We start from the raw sequence: 17,195 nt of genomic DNA, 5'->3' as shown, positions 1-17,195 counted from the left end.
ATATCATTAGGGATATATAAACGTATCTCTATATCGAGCATGCTTAAAAAAGCACAATAGGTATAATTTTCTATCTTTAAACATAAAATAGGATTGTACTATGTCAAAATTAGTCCCACCACATGGTAGTGACACGCTGAATGCATTAGCATTATCGGGCGATGCGTTATCAGCAGAATTATCAAGAGCCGAGTCTTTACCGAAGATCACGTGTTCATCTAGAGAAGAAGGCGATGTAGTAATGCTTGGTATTGGTGGTTTCAATCCATTAGAAGGTTTCATGGGTAAGGCAGACTGGCAAGGTGTTTGCGACAATATGACAATGGCTAACGGTTTGTTTTGGCCAATTCCAGTCACCTTATCAACTGACGACGAAGATGTTAAAGCAGGCGATGAAGTTGCATTGGTTAGTAGTAAGTCTGGTGATATTCTCGCAACGATGACAGTTACTGAGAAGTACACAATTGATAAAGATCACGAGTGCGAAACAGTATTTAAAACTACTGAAGATGCACACCCAGGTGTGGTGATGGTTAAGGCGCAAGGACAGTACAATCTTGCTGGACCTATCAAGGTTTTATCAGACGGTGGTTTCCCGGCTAAGTTTGGTGACTTATACATGACACCTGCTGAGACTCGTGCTTACTTTGATGAGAAAGGCTGGAAAACAGTTGCAGCATTCCAAACACGTAACCCAATGCACCGTTCACACGAGTACTTAGCGAAAATCGCTGTAGAGATTTGTGATGGCGTAATGATTCACTCAGTATTAGGCGGCCTTAAAGCAGGTGACATTCCTGCCGATGTTCGTTCAGAGGCAATTTCAGTATTAATTGAAAACTACTTTGTGGATAATACAATCTTACAATCTGGCTACCCATTAGATATGCGTTATGCAGGTCCTCGTGAGGCACTATTGCACGCATTATTTAGACAAAACTACGGCTGTTCACACCTAATTGTAGGTCGTGATCATGCAGGTGTTGATGATTACTACGGTCCATTCGACGCACATAATATCTTTGATGAAATTGCTGAAGATGCACTAGTAACACAACCACTGAAAATTGATTGGACATTCTGGTGTCATGAGTGTGGTGGTATGTCTTCAATGAAGACGTGCCCACACGAAGCTAAAGATCGTGTTCTTTTATCAGGTACAAAGGTTCGTAAGATGCTTTCAGATGGCGAAGACCTTCCACAAGAATTCTCACGTCCTGAAGTGGCTAAAGTATTGCAAGCTTACTACGCAACGATCAAGGAAGAAGATAAAGTGGAAGTTAAGTTAAGCGGACACTCAGCGAAGTAATACAAATACCAGGCAAAAGGCTCTTAGCAAATAAGAGCCTTTTGTTTGAAACCAAACTTTTAAATAAGTATAATAGTTGGATTTTGACGAAAACGTAACGAACGTTGAGATAGAAAAAGACTGTAAAAAAGCGCTAATTGAAAGATTAGCATAAACAGAAGTAATTGATTAACCTAAGGAGGATTTAACCATGATCAATTTCGATACAACCCCGATTGCCACATTAGTTGAAAGCATCGGATACGAAAGTATGCAAACATATGTAATCATCATGATTGCATTAGTAGTACTTATGACAATTGCTGACTTGATCCATAAAGGAAGTACAACGTATTTCTTTAATGCAGCAGCAAAAGCAGAAGCACAACTAGCAGCAGGTGATGCACCGTGTTCAGTTGGTAAAGAAGATACAAGACTTACTCAGCTTAGTGCTGGTGACAAGGCTGGCATCTTAGTTAGCACAGTAGTGACAGATATCGCAACAGCTGGTGAGTTCCATAACCCTGTTCGTCGTTTGGTTCACATTTTGACAATGTACGGTTTCATCCTATTCAATGCAGCGACTGCAATGATTATTTTTGGTGAAGAGTCTACTGCTACACTGGCAATGGTGTGGAATCTTGGTGCAATCATGTTGTTTATCGGCTCTTTCTGGTTCTGGTTCTCATTCAAAGTTGACGGTCAAGCTGAAGGTGTTGCTTGGAATAGCGTTACACTTAGAAAAGACATGTTCTCATTATCTTTAATGGCAACATCGTTAACTGCTTTAGGTTGGTCAATCTACGGTGGCGGCACAGGTGTTTGGTTCGCGTTAGTGATCCTTTCTACAGCATCATTATTTGGTGGCGTTTACTGGTCTAAATTCTCACACATGTTCTTCAAACCTGCGGCAGCTTACAACAAGCGCATTATTCAGGCTAACGGTACTAACGAGAACTTACCACACGAAACTAGATCTGGTGGAAAGACTGCTGCGGATGATGAATTCCAGAAAAATAGACACTCAATGGAGCTTCTTGTAGATGCACCAGCGAACATGGGTCTAGGTATTAAGCGCGAAGCGCCTAAGCACTACTAATATTAATTAATTAAGAGAGGAAATAATATGCCAACTTTTGTATATATGACTCGTTGTGATGGTTGTGGACATTGTGTAGATATCTGCCCATCTGACATTATGCACATTGACGATAAATATCGTCGTGCTTATAACATTGAACCTAATATGTGTTGGGAGTGTTACTCATGTGTAAAAGCATGTCCACACCAAGCTATTGACGTACGTGGTTATGCAGACTTTGCACCACTTGGTCACAGTGTACGTACTATTCGTGATGAAGAGAAAGGTACGATCGCATGGAGAGTTAAATTCCGTGACGGCCGTGTTAAGAACTTCTTATCACCGATCACTACACAACCATGGGGAACTAAAATCCAAGACTTTAGAGACTTGGAAGAGCCTAGTGCTGAAATGCGTAACTCTGAGTTACTAGCATTTGAACCTAAGTACATCCGTATGGATGACGGTGGTTTACACACATTAGAATCTAACAAACTATCATTAAAAGCTGGAGGAGAATACCATGAAAGCCTATAAAACTATTGTAGAAGACAACATTGATATTCTTGTTGTTGGTGCTGGCTTAGGTGGTACTGGTGCCGCTTATGAAGCTAGATACTGGGGTCGTAACAAGAAAATCGTAATCGCTGAGAAAGCAAACATCAACCGTTCAGGTGCTGTTGCTCAAGGTTTATACGCGATTAACTGTTACATGGGTACTCGTTTCGGCGAAAACAACCCTGAGGATCACGTACGTTATGCACGTATTGACTTAATGGGTATGGTTCGTGAAGATTTATTATTCGACATGGCTAGACACGTTGACTCTGCAGTTCATAAATTCGAAGAATGGGGTTTACCTTTAATGAAAGATCCTAAGCGTGAAAATGCTGAAGGTCTTGCTAAAGGCGCATACATGCGTGAAGGTAAGTGGCAGATCATGATTCATGGTGAATCATACAAGCCTATCGTTGCTGAAGCTGCTACTAAGCAAGCTGACAAAGTGTACAACCGTATTATGGTTACTCACTTGTTAATGGACGATGCACAAGATAACCGTGTTGCAGGTTGTGTTGGTTTTAACGTACGTACTGGTAACTACCACGTCTTTAAATCTAAGGCAACTATTGTTGGTGCTGGTGGTGCTTCTAACATCTTTAAACCTCGTTCAGTAGGTGAAGGTGCAGGTCGTGTTTGGTACGCTCCGTGGTCTTCTGGTTCTGCTTATGGTCTATTGATCGAAGCTGGTGCGAAGATGACGCAAATGGAAAACCGTATCGTTCTTGCACGTTTCAAAGATGGTTATGGTCCTGTTGGCGCATACTTCCTACACTTACACACTTACACTCAAAATGGTTACGGTGAAGAGTATGAATCAAACTGGTTCCCTGCATTAGAGGAAATGGTTGGCAAGCGCTACTTGAACACTGAAGCGTCTCACGTTTCTGCTCGTCCAATTCCGACTTGTCTACGTACTTCTGCAATTATTTCTGAAATGAATGCTGGTCGTGGTCCAATTCACATGGTAACAATGGAAGCATTCCAAGACCCTCATTTAGAAGAAGTTGGTTGGGAAAACTTCCTAGGTATGACTGTTGGTCAAGCTGTTTTATGGGCTGCAACTGATATCGATCCTAAGTTTATTAACCCTGAGTTAACGACTTCTGAGCCGTATGTTATGGGTTCACACGCAACTGCTTGTGGCGCATGGTGTTCAGGTCCTGAGGATCTATCTCCTGAAGAGTACTTCTGGGGCTACAACCGTATGACTTCTGTTGAAGGTTTATTTGGTGCAGGTGATGCAGTTGGTGGTACACCACATGCATTCTCATCAGGTTCATTTACTGAAGGTCGTCTTGCTGCTAAAGCTGCTTGTCAATATCTTGATGACGGCAAAGGTGAAGGTATTGTTGTTTCTGATAAGCAAATTGCTGATCGTAAAGAAGAAATTTACCGTCCACTTGAGACTTACAGAATTGGCCGTAATGAAATCGTTGCTGGTACAGTTTCTCCAAGCTATATTCTTCCGATGCCTGGTTTACAGCGTCTACAGAAGATTATGGATGAGTACTGTGGTGGTGTAACAGTTTCTTACATGACTAATGACAAGCTTCTAAACATGGGTATGCAGAAAATGTCTATCATGGAAGAAGATCTAGAGAAGTTAGGTGCTGAAGACATTCACCAGTTAATGCGTGCATGGGAGCTTAAACACCGTCATCGTACTTCTGAGTGTGTGTTCCAGCATACATTCTTCCGTAAGGAAACTAGATGGCCTGGTTACTATTACCGTGGTGATGCGATGAAACTTGATGACGAAAACTGGCATGTATTGACAGTTTCTCATCGTGATCGTGTTACAGGTGAGTACACAATGGCTAAAGCGCCTTGTTACCATTTGGTAAACGACGAAGAGTAAAAAATAAATAGAGATTTAGTTTAAATTTCTGTTTTGATAAAAAGACCAACCTATTGCAGCTTGGTCTTTTTTATCTATTGTAGGTTTTGATAAAAAGACTTACAATAGATAAAAAAGTAAATTTATTACCCCTTAAAAGGGTGCAAAAAAAGTGGAACAATTAGTATGAATATTATAGATAAGACAGACGAAGAGATTTTGGCCATCGCCCACCCAATGTGGGATGATCTAATAAAATTTTCTAACAATGCGAACTATGGCGCTTTTACACGCAACTTCTCAGAAGATTTTTTGCGTGGTGCAAATGAAGTTGAAATGGGTAAGCAATTTGCTCGTAGTGAACTAACCAAAGGCTTGGAAAAAGGCGCTGACTACCTAGGCATGATTCGTCGTGGTGAGCATGTGACTGTTTTATACAGACAAACCAATAATGGCAAGCTTAACAGTAAAAAAGAAGGTGAATACCTCGGTCGTTTGGTTTTAGGCTATGAAGGCGACGTTGTTAAGATTTTTGGCGCAACCATTTTTTAAAGATTATGGCAGATTTTATTGAAGAGTCCAAATACGTTGAGTTAATCTACAAAGTAGTTGATCGTAAAACTGGCAACGTATTTTCAAATATTGAATACCCTGTTGGCTATGTACATGGTGCAAATGATGTCCTTGGCAAGGATGTTCTAAATGAACTCGAAGGTCGAGAGCAAGGCGACATTATTGAGATTAAGATCGATGTAGAGAAGCTTTATGGGCCTCGTGATGAAGCGCTAGTTTTTATTGATAAAATTGAAAATGTGCCACAAGAATACCGAAAAATTGGTACTAAAGTGGTGATGGAAAACAAGGATGGTCAACCAAAAGACTTTCTGGTAACTAAAGTTGACGATGAGACAGTGACCATTGATGGAAACAATCCTTTGTGTGGGCGTGATGTGAATTTCTTGCTTGAAATTACCCTAGTGCGTGATGCTACTATTGAAGAGATGGAAGCAGGTGGTACAACTGATTCCGAGCCTAGTCTTGAAGACATCCTAACCCAAGGATAGTGATATGAGTATTGAATTTAACGAATCAGAATTAACTACGATTCAAAATAATTTGAATAATCGCTGGCGTAAAGAACAGAAAGAAGTTCATTTGGCCGACATTGAGATCACTAAAGAGGGTGAGGAGCAGCCTACTTTATTTCCAGCAGCTGTTTGGGAAGATCCAAACTCAACTTTTATTATTATTAAGCTTGATAATTTTAAGTACAAGAGCTTCTTCTACTACTTAAAAGATAAGCGTTTTGATACAGGCCAAGATGAGTACACTGACTTACATGAGTGTACAGACAAGCTGCTTAAGGCACAGGCCGACTTTGTCTTGACTAAGAATACCAAAGGCTTAAATGTACAAATTCATAAAGGTACTGGTATTTAAGCTGGCTAACTAAATATAAGAAAAAGGCGTGCTGTTGCACGCCTTTTTTATAGCTTAAATTTTATACAAAAAAAAGGAGCGCATATGCGCTCCTTTTTTTGATCAATCGATTATTACAGTAGTGGAATAATCATGATTGCAACGATGTTGATAATCTTGATCAGTGGGTTAATTGCAGGACCTGCCGTATCTTTATACGGGTCACCTACAGTATCACCAGTTACTGCTGCCTTATGGGCATCTGAACCTTTACCACCAAAATTACCATCTTCAATGTACTTCTTGGCATTGTCCCAAGCACCACCACCGGTAGTCATTGAGATTGCCACGAAGATACCTGTCGCAATAGATCCGATCAACAATCCACCTAATGCCTCAGCACCTAATAGTAAGCCTACAGCTACCGGGAATAAGATTGGAAGAATTGAAGGTAAAATCATTTCTTTAATGGCCGACTTGGTTAGCATATCAACTGCTTTAGAGTAGTCAGGCTTTTGCGTGTAATCCATAATGCCTGGCATTTCTTTGAACTGACGGCGTACTTCATTCACAATACCACCCGCTGCACGGCCAACTGCTTCCATTGCCATTGCGCCAAATAGGTATGGCACTAAGCCACCTAAGAATAGACCAATAATTACCTTATGGTTAGATAAGTCAAATGCAATATCCTTAAACTGTGCTAATTGACCAAGCTCATGCGTAAAATCAGCAAACAATACTAAGGCTGCAAGACCAGCAGAACCAATAGCATAACCTTTTGTTACCGCTTTAGTGGTGTTACCCACTGCATCTAAAGGATCAGTAATATTACGAATTTCTTCAGGAAGCTCTGCCATTTCAGCAATACCACCTGCATTATCCGTAATCGGACCATATGCATCTAACGCTACAATTACACCCGTCATAGATAGCATGGCAGTTGCTGCAATAGCAATACCGTACAGGCCTGCTAAGTCAAATGATGCCCAAATACTTGCACAGACTGCTAATACTGGTAACGCAGTAGATTTCATTGATAAGCCAATGCCAGCAATAACATTTGTACCATCACCAGTTAGCGATGCTCTAGCAACGTGCTGTACAGGTGGGCGTTCAGTTGAAGTGTAATATTCCGTAACAACAACCATAACACCTGTCAGTGCCAAGCCAATTAATGAAGCATAGAATAAATCCATACCCATGTTCATGTCAGCTGTAACAAAGTAGAATGCTGCTGCTGCTAAACCTGCAGAAACAATCAAACCTTTGTATAGTGCACCCATAATAGAGCCACCATCAGATACTTTTACGAAGAACGTGCCAACAATCGATGCAATAATTGAAACAGCACCTAGTGCTAGTGGGTACAAAATAGCATCGTTACCCATGCCTAGTACACCGGCAAGCATCATTGTTGCAACAATTGTTACCGCGTAAGTCTCAAATAAGTCTGCTGCCATACCTGCGCAGTCGCCAACGTTATCACCCACGTTATCAGCAATTACCGCTGGATTACGTGGATCGTCTTCTGGAATACCAGCTTCAACTTTACCAACGATATCAGCACCAACATCAGCACCCTTAGTAAAGATACCGCCACCTAAACGTGCAAAGATAGAGATTAATGAGCCACCGAATGCAAGACCGATCAATGCATGTAATGCATCAGCCTGCACAACACCGTAAGACAGTAGTCCTGCGTAGAATCCGGCAACACCTAAGAGTGCCAATCCAACAACTAACATACCTGTTACAGCGCCACCTTTAAAGGCAACTTGGAAAGCAGCATTGACACCATTTTTAGCCGCTTCAGCAGTACGTGAATTTGATTTAACAGAGACATTCATGCCGATGTAGCCTGTTGCACCAGATAGAACAGCACCAATTAAAAAGCCAAGACCTACAGTAACGCCTAGGAAGTAAGTAATAACCACTAATAAAACAACGCCAACCATGGCGATGGTTGTGTATTGACGATTTAAGTAGGCTTTTGCACCTTCTGCAATTGCGTCTGATATTTCTTTCATTTTGTCTGAACCTGGGGATTGTTTATAAATCCAGCTCATGGTGTATAGGCCGTAAATTACAGCTAGAATTGAGGCTCCGATAGCCATTTGAAGTACATCCATTATCTCTTTCTCCTTTTGAAGGTCTGGTTGTAAAAAAGCGTTTGTATTAAATATACAAACGCACCGTATTTTTTTTCAACTAATGATTATAGAGAATAATTTTCATGATATGAATTAATAGTTAATTTTTTTACTATTAATTGATGTAGGTTAAGCTTTTAGTCTTTCTCCCAATAATCAGTCTTGATGCCACAGCCTAGATCTGCCTCTACCAACCTGGATCGTAGCTTTAGTAGTTTGTTGATTAGCTCAGGCTCGGCTTTCTCATAGGCTTGTGCGTCAGGCACTCGATTAACAACAACACCCAGTAACTCGGTAATTGCATTACCAATCGAGTTTTGAGAGATGGTAACAATCAGCTTGCCTTCGTCATTGCGATAGATAAGTTGTTTAAAAGCAGGTTGCCAACGAATAGAAGAAGCATACTTTGCATCTTTAATACATTTGTCACGGACTTTTTTAGCTGCCGATAAAAAACAGGTATTAAATAAAAGTGTATTTTCAATTAATTCTGGGAAATAAGCTTCCTTAGGTACAGCAGAATTTCGACAAGACACTTGAGCAAAGAAGGTTCTATAGAAATCAAGAAATCCTTTCAAAACTAAATCGTACTCATCCCAAAATTTCACATTTTTAAGACTATCAATGCCGCCAGTAACTTCCCAACTTGGTAAACCCTGAGGGTAGCCAGTCAGAGATAGGCCGGATGATTCCCCAGTGACCGGCTTCAGAATTTCAAAATTAAGTTTCGATTGGAATTCAGCATAAACATCTTCCATATAATTAGCGAAAAGCGAATGTTGACCGCCATCGGTTAAGTTGGGGTTTTTTGGATCTGACAGTTCAGCATTTTCCAATTGTTTTTTGTCAAACACGATAAAGTGGTTGTGCAACATGCGAATGCTCGGCACGCCTGGTGAAGTAATCGGCCAGGTTGAATCTAGAGAGGCTTCACCTGCTAAGACTAAATGCGTGCCAGCATCTGGAAATTCTTCAAGCATGAAACTCATGATAATTTGATTCATGCGGTTCCAAACATTTTTGACGTTGTTAGGTACTTGAGTTCGTCTAACAGGCCTGCCCAGCGGATTTAGTACACTTTTTGAGGTGTTATAAATAATGGAGCAATCAAATAGATTTGAGTGTCCAAGTGCCTTTCGGTAGAGTAGCAGATCTTCACTATTAGTTAATAGGCCGTTGTTTTGTGCCAAGTCTTTTAAATTTTCAGATGAGTTGAAAAACTCATTTGGCTTCATACCCTCTGGTACATCTAAAGGAATAGGTCTGAAAGGGACGTTTATTTGTCTTGGGCCAATTGTCATAGTTGTAAGGTTTTGTTAAGTAAATTATAAAAAAGGGCTTATGTCTTTAATGACATAAGCCCCCAGTTTGTAGAAAAAGTAAGCGTTTAGCCTAGTTGAGCATAAACACGATCTCTTACTTCATCAAGCGATCCAACACCAACAGCGGCGCCATATTTAGGGGCTGCATTGTCACTACCCATCCACGCTTGATAGTAGTCTACCAAGGGTTGAGTTTGCTCATGATAAACATCTAGACGTGAACGCACGGTATCTTCATTGTCATCGGCACGTTGCACCAACTCTTCGCCAGTGATATCATCAATGCCCTCAACCTTTGGCGGGTTGTAAACAACATGATAAGTTCGACCTGAAGCTAGATGCGCACGACGACCCGACATTCGGGCAACGATATCCTCATCAGGCACCTGGATTTCAACAACGTAATCAATCTTGACGCCGTCAGTTTTTAGCGCTTCTGCTTGTGCAATAGTACGTGGAAAGCCATCAAATAAAAAACCATTTTCACAGTCATTTTCTTGAATCCTTTCTTTGACTAAGCCAATGATAATATCATCAGACACCAAGCCACCCGCGTCCATTACTTTTTTTGCTTCAACGCCTAGAGGTGTGCCCGCTTTAACTGCGCCACGCAACATATCACCTGTTGAAATCTGGGGAATGTCATATTTTTCACAGATATTAGTTGCTTGAGTGCCTTTGCCTGCGCCCGGAGGGCCTAATAAAATTACGTTCATGTTTATCTCGCTTTTTACTTGAGTGAACTAAACTTCGAAAGTTGGAAGCTTTCTCTCAACCATTTCTTTTTTCATGACCACATAGTCAGGAAGGCCATTCTTGTATGGAGGGTAGTTTTCACCTTCGATTAATGGCTGTAAGTACTCGCGACATGCATCAGTAATACCAAAACCATCCTCAGAGATGTAATCCATAGGCATCATCTTCTCAACGTTAGCAATATCTTTTAATTCACCTACGCCCATTTCCCAAGTATACGGGTTGTTTGATGTACGAATAATTGCTGGCATAACTGAGTTTTTGCCCTGCATAGCAAGCTCAACTGCAGCTTCACCTAATGCGTACGCTTGTTCCACATCAGATTCTGACGCTAAATGGCGCGCAGCACGTTGTAAGTAGTCAGCAACAGCCCAGTGGAACTTATGGCCTAATGCATCTTTAATTAGTTGAGCTACAACTGGAGCAGCACCACCTAATTGTGCATGACCAAAGTCGTCACGAGTACCTTGCTCAGCTAAGAATCTGCCATCTGGCCATTGCGTACCTTCAGATACAACAACTGTACAGTAGCCAAATTTCTTAACGTTAGCGTCAACTTTAGCTAGGAACTTCTCTTCATCAAATTTAACTTCAGGGAATAAGATAACCACTGGAATTGAATCATCTAATAAACCACCTGCAGCAGCGATCCAACCAGCATGACGACCCATAACCTCAAGTACGAAAATTTTAGTTGAAGTGGCACACATTGAAGCTACGTCAAAACTAGCTTCCATTGTGGATACTGCAATGTACTTAGCAACTGAACCAAAACCTGGGCAGTTGTCTGTTACTGGTAAATCGTTGTCAACCGTCTTAGGTACGTGAATTGCTTGAATCGGGTACCCCATAGACTCAGATAACTGAGAAACTTTTAAACAAGTATCAGCTGAATCGCCACCACCGTTATAGAAGAAGTAACCAATATCATGAGCTTTAAATACTTCGATTAGTCTTTCGTATTCTGCTTTGTTAGCTTCTAAAGATTTCATTTTGTAGCGACAAGAGCCAAAACCACCTGAAGGTGTATGCTTAAGTGCTGCAATATCAGCATCTGACTCTTTAGATGTGTCAATTAAGTTTTCCATTAAGGCACCAATAATGCCATTTTGACCAGCATAAACTTTGCCGATTTTCTCTGGATATTTGCGAGCTGTTTCAATTACGCCGCATGCAGAAGAGTTAATTACTGCAGTTACACCGCCTGATTGTGCATAAAAAGCATTTTTCATTGTCGTTCCTGTTTACTTATAAAAGCCATCAATTATACATTGCATATAGTGAAATACTTGATTTTTTACTAAGGACATTGTTGATAACTAGTTAAAATTATAAGGTTTTAACTGCCAGTTTTGCTCGGACTCAATGGTTAGTAGTAGGCATTTAGGGCCACCATGATTGCGTATTTCCCCTGCAGCGCCCGGATTAACAACCCACGGGGATGAGTCTTGCTCTATTAGTTGTTTGTGCGTATGTCCATAGACAATCATTTTGGCATTGGGGTAAGCCTCTCTTAACAAAGGGTGCGAAGGCTGGCGACCCAGTGTATGCCCATGATTAACCACCAATGTGCCACCGGGTAATTCAATAAATTCGGTAGTTTTTAATTGAGTTAAATGAGTGTCGTTATTGCCTTGTACAGCAACAGTTCTCTGTTTAGGCTTTAGTAATAATAAAGTTTTCTCATCGATAATATCCCCCGCATGCACAATAATATCGCATTGATTAACCAGAGTGACAATGCCCGGATGAATAGATCCGTGTGTATCTGAAAGAATGCCAATTTTTAAAGGGAGGTTCATGCGTCAGATTATACGTTATCTTGTTTTTATATAAAATCAAGTGATGATATTTTGTTTTATTTTTGGTATAAAAATAAGCAGTTTTGACACTTATTAATAGGCATAATATTGCCATTCATAAAATGAATAAACTTGAGGAGAGAAGGTGAGGTTGAGAGTTACTTACCTTTTTTAGTGCTAACAATAGGAGATTAGTATGGCAGTATTGTTTTCAGACGAATGGATGAATCAATTAAAAGATGAGTGGAACGCATCTGATGAGGTGAGTGGTAAGTTGGCAGAGATTGATTTCTCTTCAACTATTGCTTGTGGCTTTAAAGGCGATGGCACACCAACGGGTATTTTTGTCGTTGAAAGTGGCAAATGCGTTAAAGCAGGTGACTACAATGGGGAGAGTGTTGATTGGGATATGCGTGCCGATAAGAAAAATTGGATGAAATGGTTGGATAAGCCATTAGGCATGGCATCAATGGGCATGGCAGTTACAATGGGTAAGTTAAAGTTCGAAGCAGGTGACTTTGGTGCGATGATCAAAGATCCGAGAATGGCAACTCCTTTTGTAAAAAGTTTTGCATTAATGGGTGCGATTGGTGGTGAGTAATCACTAACCAGTTGTTATCAATTAAAACCCGTCAATAGACGGGTTTTTTTATGAGTGATGCTTTAGAGGCGTTGCTTGCTCAAAAGTTTCAATATTAATAAACCCTTTGACAGTCTTTGTTTCAATTTTGGAGCTGGGCTTGCTAATGGCTACAACGGTGCCGATGCCAAATTTTTTGGCAGAATTTAGCACGCTAATAGAGTCATCAAAGAAAATACTCTTGCTTTTATCAAGGCCAACAGCTTGCTCTAGTTGCTGCCAAAAGCCTTGCTCTTCTTTAGCGATGTTGTAATCGTGTGAAGAGATGATGGCGTCAAAATAGCTTTCTAAGTTAGTAACTCGCATTTTAAGCTGCAAGGTTTTTCGATGTGCATTAGTAACTAAATAAATACGCTTGTTGTGTTGTTTCGCCTGAGTTAAAAAATCCAGTACAAAAGGATGAATTTGAATTAAATGAGAAACATCCTCTTTAAGTTTGGCAATATCTAATTTAAATATTTTTTGCCAATAATCCAAACAATACCAGTGCAGATTACCCTGCTCTGCTTCCAGCATTGGATAAATTTTATCTTTAGATTGCTGGTGGGTAAGATTGTGCTTGTTGGCATACACCAAAGGCAGATATTCCATCCAAAAATGCAAATCAAAATTAAGGTCTAATAAGGTGCCATCCATATCCAACAGAATGGTATCAATCTCAGACCAGTTAATGGAGGAAGGCCTTGCCTTCCTCCGTGAATTATCCCCTGCGCCAGCTGGTGCCATTTGCACTATCCTCTAAAACAATGCCCAGTTCAGTGAGTTCATCTCGAATTTGATCAGAAGTAGCAAAGTCTTTATTAGCCTTGGCCTCGTCACGTTGTTTAATTTTCTTATCAATATCTTCATCAGACAGAGCGACACCCTGTTTTAGAAAGGTATCTGCTTGCATTTGTAAGATGCCAATATAGCCACCTAATTTTACTAGAAGTTGAGCCAAGGCATTGGCTTGGTCAATATCTTTGCTACGCTCAGAATTAATTAATTTTGCTAATTCAAATAGTATGCTAAGAGCAATTGGCGTATTGAAATCATCATCTAGTGCTTCGTTGAAACGTGTTTCAAAATCAAAGCGCTGAGAGACTTCATTCAGTGCTGCATCACTCGCGTGCAATCCTCGAATCGCTGTGTATAGACGAGTAAGAGAAGACTTGGCATTGTTAAGGTTGGCATCTGAAAAGTTGAGTGGCGAGCGATAATGCGAGCTCATAATGAAGTAGCGCAGAGTTTCGCCATCGAAGCTTTCCAAAACGCCACGAATGGTGAAAAAATTATTCAGCGATTTGCTCATTTTTTCATCATTAATATTGACAAAACCAACATGCATCCAAGTATTAACAAATGTGCAATTGTTAGCGCCTTCAGATTGAGCAATTTCATTTTCATGATGCGGGAAGGATAAATCCATTCCGCCTCCGTGAATATCAAAATGTTTGCCTAGGTGATGTGTAGACATAGCCGAACATTCGATATGCCAACCTGGGCGGCCATCTCCCCAAGGGGATGTCCAGCTAGGCTCGCTAGGCTTGGCCATTTTCCAAAGAACAAAATCTAGTGGGTCTTTTTTGTCAGAATCTATATCAACTCTTGCACCTGCTTCTAAATCATCTAGATTTTTGCCGCTGAGTTGTCCGTATCCTGAAAACTTGCGTACCGAATAATACACGTCGCCATTTTTTGCCTGATAGGCAATGCCTTTTTCTATTAGAGTTTTAATCATGTAAAACATCTGATCCATGGCGTCAGTTGCACGTGGCTCAATGTCAGGCGGCAGTATGCCAAGTGCACGCTCATCTTCATGCATAGCATCAATAAAACGGTTCGTCAGACTATAAATGTCTTCACCATTCTCAATCGCCCTAGCGATAATTTTGTCATCAATATCGGTAATATTTCGCACATAAGTAACACTGGGAAACTGGCGCCTAAGGTGGCGAGTAATAACATCAAACATCACCAAAACACGAGCATGCCCCATATGACAATAATCATAGACCGTCATGCCACAGACATACATGCCTATTTTTTCAGGATCGATAGGGTGGAAAACTTCTTTTTGTTTACTGAGTGTATTGTAGATTTTAAGCATGTTGATATTTTACGTGAGTATTTGCTTGCATTTCAGCTTGTCATCGCTAAACCCTTATTTTTTATAAGATATACAAGGTTTCATCGTTGTATAATCAACGGGTTTTATAGATTATTTATTGGAGAGAAGTATGAGCGTTTTAGTAACACAACAAGCACCCGATTTCACGGCAGCAGCAGTATTAGCAGATGGCACAATTGTTGATGAATTTACATTATCTAGCCTGAAAGGCAAAAAAATCATGGTGTTCTTTTATCCACTAGATTTTACTTTTGTTTGCCCTTCAGAAATTCTAGCACACCACCACCGTGTAGCGCAATTTGCTGAGAAAGGCGTTGAAGTAGTTGGCATTTCAGTTGATTCACAGTTCACTCACAACGCTTGGCGTAACACACAGCCAGCAGATGGTGGCCTAGGTCCTATTGATTTCCCATTGGTAGCGGATACAGATCATTCTATTATGGAAGCTTACGGCATTGTGCACCCGGCAGGCATTGCGCTGCGCGCTTCATTCTTAATTGATGAAGAGTTTACTGTGCGCCATCAAGTGGTTAACGACTTGCCATTAGGTCGTAATGTTGATGAAATGTTACGTATGGTCGATGCGCTTGATTTCCACACAACCTATGGTGAAGTTTGCCCTGCAGGTTGGAACAAGGGTGACGAAGGCATGAAAGATACACCAGCAGGTGTGGCTGAATACTTGGCAAAAAACGCTGATGATCTATAGCGTTTAGCCAGTTCGGCAAAAAAGGGAGTGACTTACTCCCTTTTTTTACGTATTTAACAAAAGGAAATAATAATGAAAAAATTTAAATGTATAGTTTGTGGATGGGTTTACGACGAGGAAAAAGGCTCTCCAAAAGAAGGAATTGAGCCTGGTACAAAATGGAGTGATGTACCTGAAGATTGGGTTTGTCCTGATTGTGGCGTGACCAAGGATCAATTTGAGATGGTTGAAATCTAGTAAAATAGCATTTTTTAAGATTTAAATAAAAGGAAGAATCATGTCAAAAGTATTGGTGTTGCCGGGTGATGGCATTGGTCAGGAGATTGTTGAACAGGCGCTTAAAGTAATTAACCATTTAAACGCAAATAATAATCTGAACATGGAGTTAGTGCACGGTCTCATTGGCGGCACGGCTTATGATGAAACTGGCTCGCCACTGCCGCAAGCAACATTAGACGCTGCTCAACAGTGTGATTCTATTTTATTAGGTGCTGTTGGTGGTTATCAATGGGAAGCATTAGAGCGTGATCTTCGTCCTGAGCGTGGCCTATTAGGTTTGCGTGCAGAGATGGATTTATTCTCAAATCTTCGCCCCGCTATTTTGTATCCACAACTAGCCAGCGCTTCAACTTTGAAAGAAGAAATTGTTTCAGGCCTAGATTTGATGATTGTGCGTGAATTAGTGTCTGGCATCTACTTTGGCCAGCCACGCGGTATCGAAGTTCGTGATGGTGAGCGCTTTGGTTTTAACAGTGCAACCTATTCAGAATCTGAAATCCGTCGTATTGGCCATTCAGCCTTCAAAATTGCGCAAAAACGCGACAAACGTGTTTGTTCGGTCGATAAAGCCAATGTGTTAGAAGTGTGTGAATTATGGCGCGAAGTAATGATCGAGGTGGCTAAAGACTACCCAGATGTTGAACTTTCTCACATGTATGTGGACAACGCAGCCATGCAACTCGTTAGAGCGCCAAAGCAATTTGACGTTATGGTAACGTCAAATTTATTTGGTGACGTATTGTCTGATTGTGCAGCGATGCTTACAGGTTCTATTGGTATGTTGCCAAGTGCATCTCTTAATAAAGATGGCTTTGGTATGTACGAGCCAATTCACGGCTCTGCACCAGATATTGCTGGCCAAGATATTGCCAACCCACTAGCCACAATTTTGTCAGTTTCAATGATGCTACGCTACTCACTTGACCAAGTTGAGTTGGCTGACAAAATCGATGGTGCAGTAAACACAGTGCTAGATCAGGGCTACCGCACAGCAGACATTGCAGCTGAAGGCGACAACGTTGTCGGCACAAGCAAAATCGGTGATTTAGTCGTTGAAGCGCTTCAAGGATAAGCATGAAAATTGTCGTTTACTCAACTCATACTTGCCCAATTTGCGTCAAAACCAAAGAGCTTCTAGACAAGTGGAATTTGCCTTTTGAGCAAAAATACATTGATGATGATCGCGCGCATATGGCTGAGTTTTCTAAAGTAACGAATGGCGCTAGAATGGTTCCACA

General features: G+C 40.8%; 19 protein-coding genes. 12 read left to right on the top strand and 7 right to left on the bottom strand.

All coding sequences use genetic code 11. The features are described 5' to 3' along the window. Positions 1-100 precede the first annotated feature (100 nt). The 7 genes from sat (at position 101) to ABNR88_RS03760 (ending at position 6,207) form a co-directional block, all read left to right on the top strand. The gene (gene sat / locus ABNR88_RS03790) at positions 101-1,309 is read left to right on the top strand and encodes a sulfate adenylyltransferase (RefSeq protein ID WP_291927083.1); all 1,209 of its coding nucleotides are present in this window, start codon (positions 101-103) and stop codon (positions 1,307-1,309) included. Positions 1,310-1,499: 190 nt separating this feature from the next. Next, complete coding sequence (locus ABNR88_RS03785; protein ID WP_291927085.1) at positions 1,500-2,387, top strand: adenylylsulfate reductase; 888 nt, start codon at positions 1,500-1,502, stop codon at positions 2,385-2,387. A gap of 27 nt (positions 2,388-2,414) precedes the next feature. Further along, positions 2,415-2,906, top strand: coding sequence for an adenylyl-sulfate reductase subunit beta (gene aprB / locus ABNR88_RS03780; protein ID WP_291927088.1), 492 nt, complete (start codon positions 2,415-2,417; stop codon positions 2,904-2,906). Further along, positions 2,893-4,788 carry an adenylyl-sulfate reductase subunit alpha gene (aprA, locus tag ABNR88_RS03775; protein WP_291927091.1) on the top strand — a complete coding sequence of 632 codons (1,896 nt, stop codon included), beginning with the start codon at positions 2,893-2,895 and terminating at the stop codon, positions 4,786-4,788. Before aprB ends, aprA begins: the two co-directional genes overlap by 14 nt. A 165-nt stretch (positions 4,789-4,953) precedes the next feature. After that, positions 4,954-5,319, top strand: a complete 366-nt coding sequence (locus tag ABNR88_RS03770) for a hypothetical protein (protein ID WP_291927094.1) — start codon at positions 4,954-4,956, stop codon at positions 5,317-5,319. Positions 5,320-5,324: 5 nt separating this feature from the next. Then, entirely contained in the window at positions 5,325-5,831 is a 507-nt protein-coding gene (locus tag ABNR88_RS03765; protein WP_291927097.1) for a peptidylprolyl isomerase, read from the top strand. 4 nt (positions 5,832-5,835) lie between these two features. Beyond that, a complete protein-coding gene (locus ABNR88_RS03760; RefSeq protein ID WP_291927100.1) occupies positions 5,836-6,207 on the top strand; it encodes a hypothetical protein in 372 nt (123 codons plus the stop codon). A gap of 113 nt (positions 6,208-6,320) precedes the next feature. On the opposite strand, the gene ABNR88_RS03755 is transcribed toward ABNR88_RS03760, so the two are convergent. The 5 genes from ABNR88_RS03755 to ABNR88_RS03735 form a co-directional block, all read right to left on the bottom strand. Then, the gene (locus tag ABNR88_RS03755) at positions 6,321-8,318 is read right to left on the bottom strand and encodes a sodium-translocating pyrophosphatase (protein ID WP_291927103.1); all 1,998 of its coding nucleotides are present in this window, start codon (positions 8,316-8,318) and stop codon (positions 6,321-6,323) included. 158 nt (positions 8,319-8,476) lie between these two features. Continuing rightward, complete coding sequence (locus ABNR88_RS03750) at positions 8,477-9,640, bottom strand: hypothetical protein (RefSeq protein ID WP_291927105.1); 1,164 nt, start codon at positions 9,638-9,640, stop codon at positions 8,477-8,479. Between the two features lie 86 nt (positions 9,641-9,726). Further along, the gene (gene adk, locus ABNR88_RS03745) at positions 9,727-10,377 is read right to left on the bottom strand and encodes an adenylate kinase (protein WP_291927108.1); all 651 of its coding nucleotides are present in this window, start codon (positions 10,375-10,377) and stop codon (positions 9,727-9,729) included. Between the two features lie 27 nt (positions 10,378-10,404). After that, positions 10,405-11,649: a 6-phosphofructokinase gene (locus ABNR88_RS03740; RefSeq protein WP_291927110.1), complete on the bottom strand. Its 1,245-nt coding sequence runs from the start codon at positions 11,647-11,649 to the stop codon at positions 10,405-10,407. 87 nt (positions 11,650-11,736) lie between these two features. Next, complete coding sequence (locus ABNR88_RS03735; RefSeq protein ID WP_291927112.1) at positions 11,737-12,219, bottom strand: metallophosphoesterase family protein; 483 nt, start codon at positions 12,217-12,219, stop codon at positions 11,737-11,739. A 196-nt stretch (positions 12,220-12,415) separates the two neighbouring features. Between ABNR88_RS03735 and ABNR88_RS03730 the strand changes: the two genes are divergently transcribed. Further along, complete coding sequence (locus ABNR88_RS03730) at positions 12,416-12,820, top strand: SCP-2 sterol transfer family protein (RefSeq protein WP_291927115.1); 405 nt, start codon at positions 12,416-12,418, stop codon at positions 12,818-12,820. Positions 12,821-12,868: 48 nt separating this feature from the next. Here the strand turns inward: ABNR88_RS03730 and yrfG are convergent, their stop codons facing one another. Beyond that, positions 12,869-13,585, bottom strand: coding sequence for a GMP/IMP nucleotidase (yrfG, locus tag ABNR88_RS03725; RefSeq protein WP_291927118.1), 717 nt, complete (start codon positions 13,583-13,585; stop codon positions 12,869-12,871). Then, positions 13,560-14,948, bottom strand: coding sequence for a cysteine--tRNA ligase (gene cysS, locus ABNR88_RS03720; RefSeq protein ID WP_348670063.1), 1,389 nt, complete (start codon positions 14,946-14,948; stop codon positions 13,560-13,562). The genes yrfG and cysS overlap by 26 nt, the downstream gene beginning before the upstream one ends. A gap of 130 nt (positions 14,949-15,078) precedes the next feature. On the opposite strand from cysS, the gene ABNR88_RS03715 reads away from it, so the two are divergent. The 4 genes from ABNR88_RS03715 to ABNR88_RS03700 all read left to right on the top strand — a co-directional run. After that, positions 15,079-15,678: a peroxiredoxin gene (locus tag ABNR88_RS03715; RefSeq protein WP_291927125.1), complete on the top strand. Its 600-nt coding sequence runs from the start codon at positions 15,079-15,081 to the stop codon at positions 15,676-15,678. A gap of 72 nt (positions 15,679-15,750) precedes the next feature. Continuing rightward, positions 15,751-15,915 carry a rubredoxin gene (locus ABNR88_RS03710; protein ID WP_291927128.1) on the top strand — a complete coding sequence of 55 codons (165 nt, stop codon included), beginning with the start codon at positions 15,751-15,753 and terminating at the stop codon, positions 15,913-15,915. 37 nt (positions 15,916-15,952) lie between these two features. Continuing rightward, the gene (gene leuB / locus ABNR88_RS03705) at positions 15,953-17,029 is read left to right on the top strand and encodes a 3-isopropylmalate dehydrogenase (protein WP_348670076.1); all 1,077 of its coding nucleotides are present in this window, start codon (positions 15,953-15,955) and stop codon (positions 17,027-17,029) included. A gap of 2 nt (positions 17,030-17,031) precedes the next feature. Further along, positions 17,032-17,195, top strand: a 164-nt coding sequence (locus tag ABNR88_RS03700; RefSeq protein ID WP_348670074.1) for a glutaredoxin domain-containing protein, incomplete at its 3' end; no start/stop codon positions are given.

Origin of the sequence: uncultured Candidatus Thioglobus sp., assembly GCF_963981275.1 — a bacterium.
In the GTDB taxonomy this organism is placed as follows: domain Bacteria; phylum Pseudomonadota; class Gammaproteobacteria; order PS1; family Pseudothioglobaceae; genus Thioglobus_A.
Note: the sequence above shows the minus strand (reverse complement) of the source record. Positions and strands in the feature narration are given on the sequence as shown.

Bases quoted from the DNA above. Each gene is read 5' to 3' on its own strand.
- sat (WP_291927083.1), top strand. From the start codon at position 101: ATGTCAAAATTAGTCCCACCACATGGTAGTGACACGCTGAATGCATTA.
- ABNR88_RS03785 (WP_291927085.1), top strand. From the start codon at position 1,500: ATGATCAATTTCGATACAACCCCGATTGCCACATTAGTTGAAAGCATC.
- aprB (WP_291927088.1), top strand. From the start codon at position 2,415: ATGCCAACTTTTGTATATATGACTCGTTGTGATGGTTGTGGACATTGT.
- aprA (WP_291927091.1), top strand. From the start codon at position 2,893: ATGAAAGCCTATAAAACTATTGTAGAAGACAACATTGATATTCTTGTT.
- ABNR88_RS03770 (WP_291927094.1), top strand. From the start codon at position 4,954: ATGAATATTATAGATAAGACAGACGAAGAGATTTTGGCCATCGCCCAC.
- ABNR88_RS03765 (WP_291927097.1), top strand. From the start codon at position 5,325: ATGGCAGATTTTATTGAAGAGTCCAAATACGTTGAGTTAATCTACAAA.
- ABNR88_RS03760 (WP_291927100.1), top strand. From the start codon at position 5,836: ATGAGTATTGAATTTAACGAATCAGAATTAACTACGATTCAAAATAAT.
- ABNR88_RS03755 (WP_291927103.1), bottom strand. From the start codon at position 8,318: ATGGATGTACTTCAAATGGCTATCGGAGCCTCAATTCTAGCTGTAATT.
- ABNR88_RS03750 (WP_291927105.1), bottom strand. From the start codon at position 9,640: ATGACAATTGGCCCAAGACAAATAAACGTCCCTTTCAGACCTATTCCT.
- adk (WP_291927108.1), bottom strand. From the start codon at position 10,377: ATGAACGTAATTTTATTAGGCCCTCCGGGCGCAGGCAAAGGCACTCAA.
- ABNR88_RS03740 (WP_291927110.1), bottom strand. From the start codon at position 11,649: ATGAAAAATGCTTTTTATGCACAATCAGGCGGTGTAACTGCAGTAATT.
- ABNR88_RS03735 (WP_291927112.1), bottom strand. From the start codon at position 12,219: ATGAACCTCCCTTTAAAAATTGGCATTCTTTCAGATACACACGGATCT.
- ABNR88_RS03730 (WP_291927115.1), top strand. From the start codon at position 12,416: ATGGCAGTATTGTTTTCAGACGAATGGATGAATCAATTAAAAGATGAG.
- yrfG (WP_291927118.1), bottom strand. From the start codon at position 13,585: ATGGCACCAGCTGGCGCAGGGGATAATTCACGGAGGAAGGCAAGGCCT.
- cysS (WP_348670063.1), bottom strand. From the start codon at position 14,948: ATGCTTAAAATCTACAATACACTCAGTAAACAAAAAGAAGTTTTCCAC.
- ABNR88_RS03715 (WP_291927125.1), top strand. From the start codon at position 15,079: ATGAGCGTTTTAGTAACACAACAAGCACCCGATTTCACGGCAGCAGCA.
- ABNR88_RS03710 (WP_291927128.1), top strand. From the start codon at position 15,751: ATGAAAAAATTTAAATGTATAGTTTGTGGATGGGTTTACGACGAGGAA.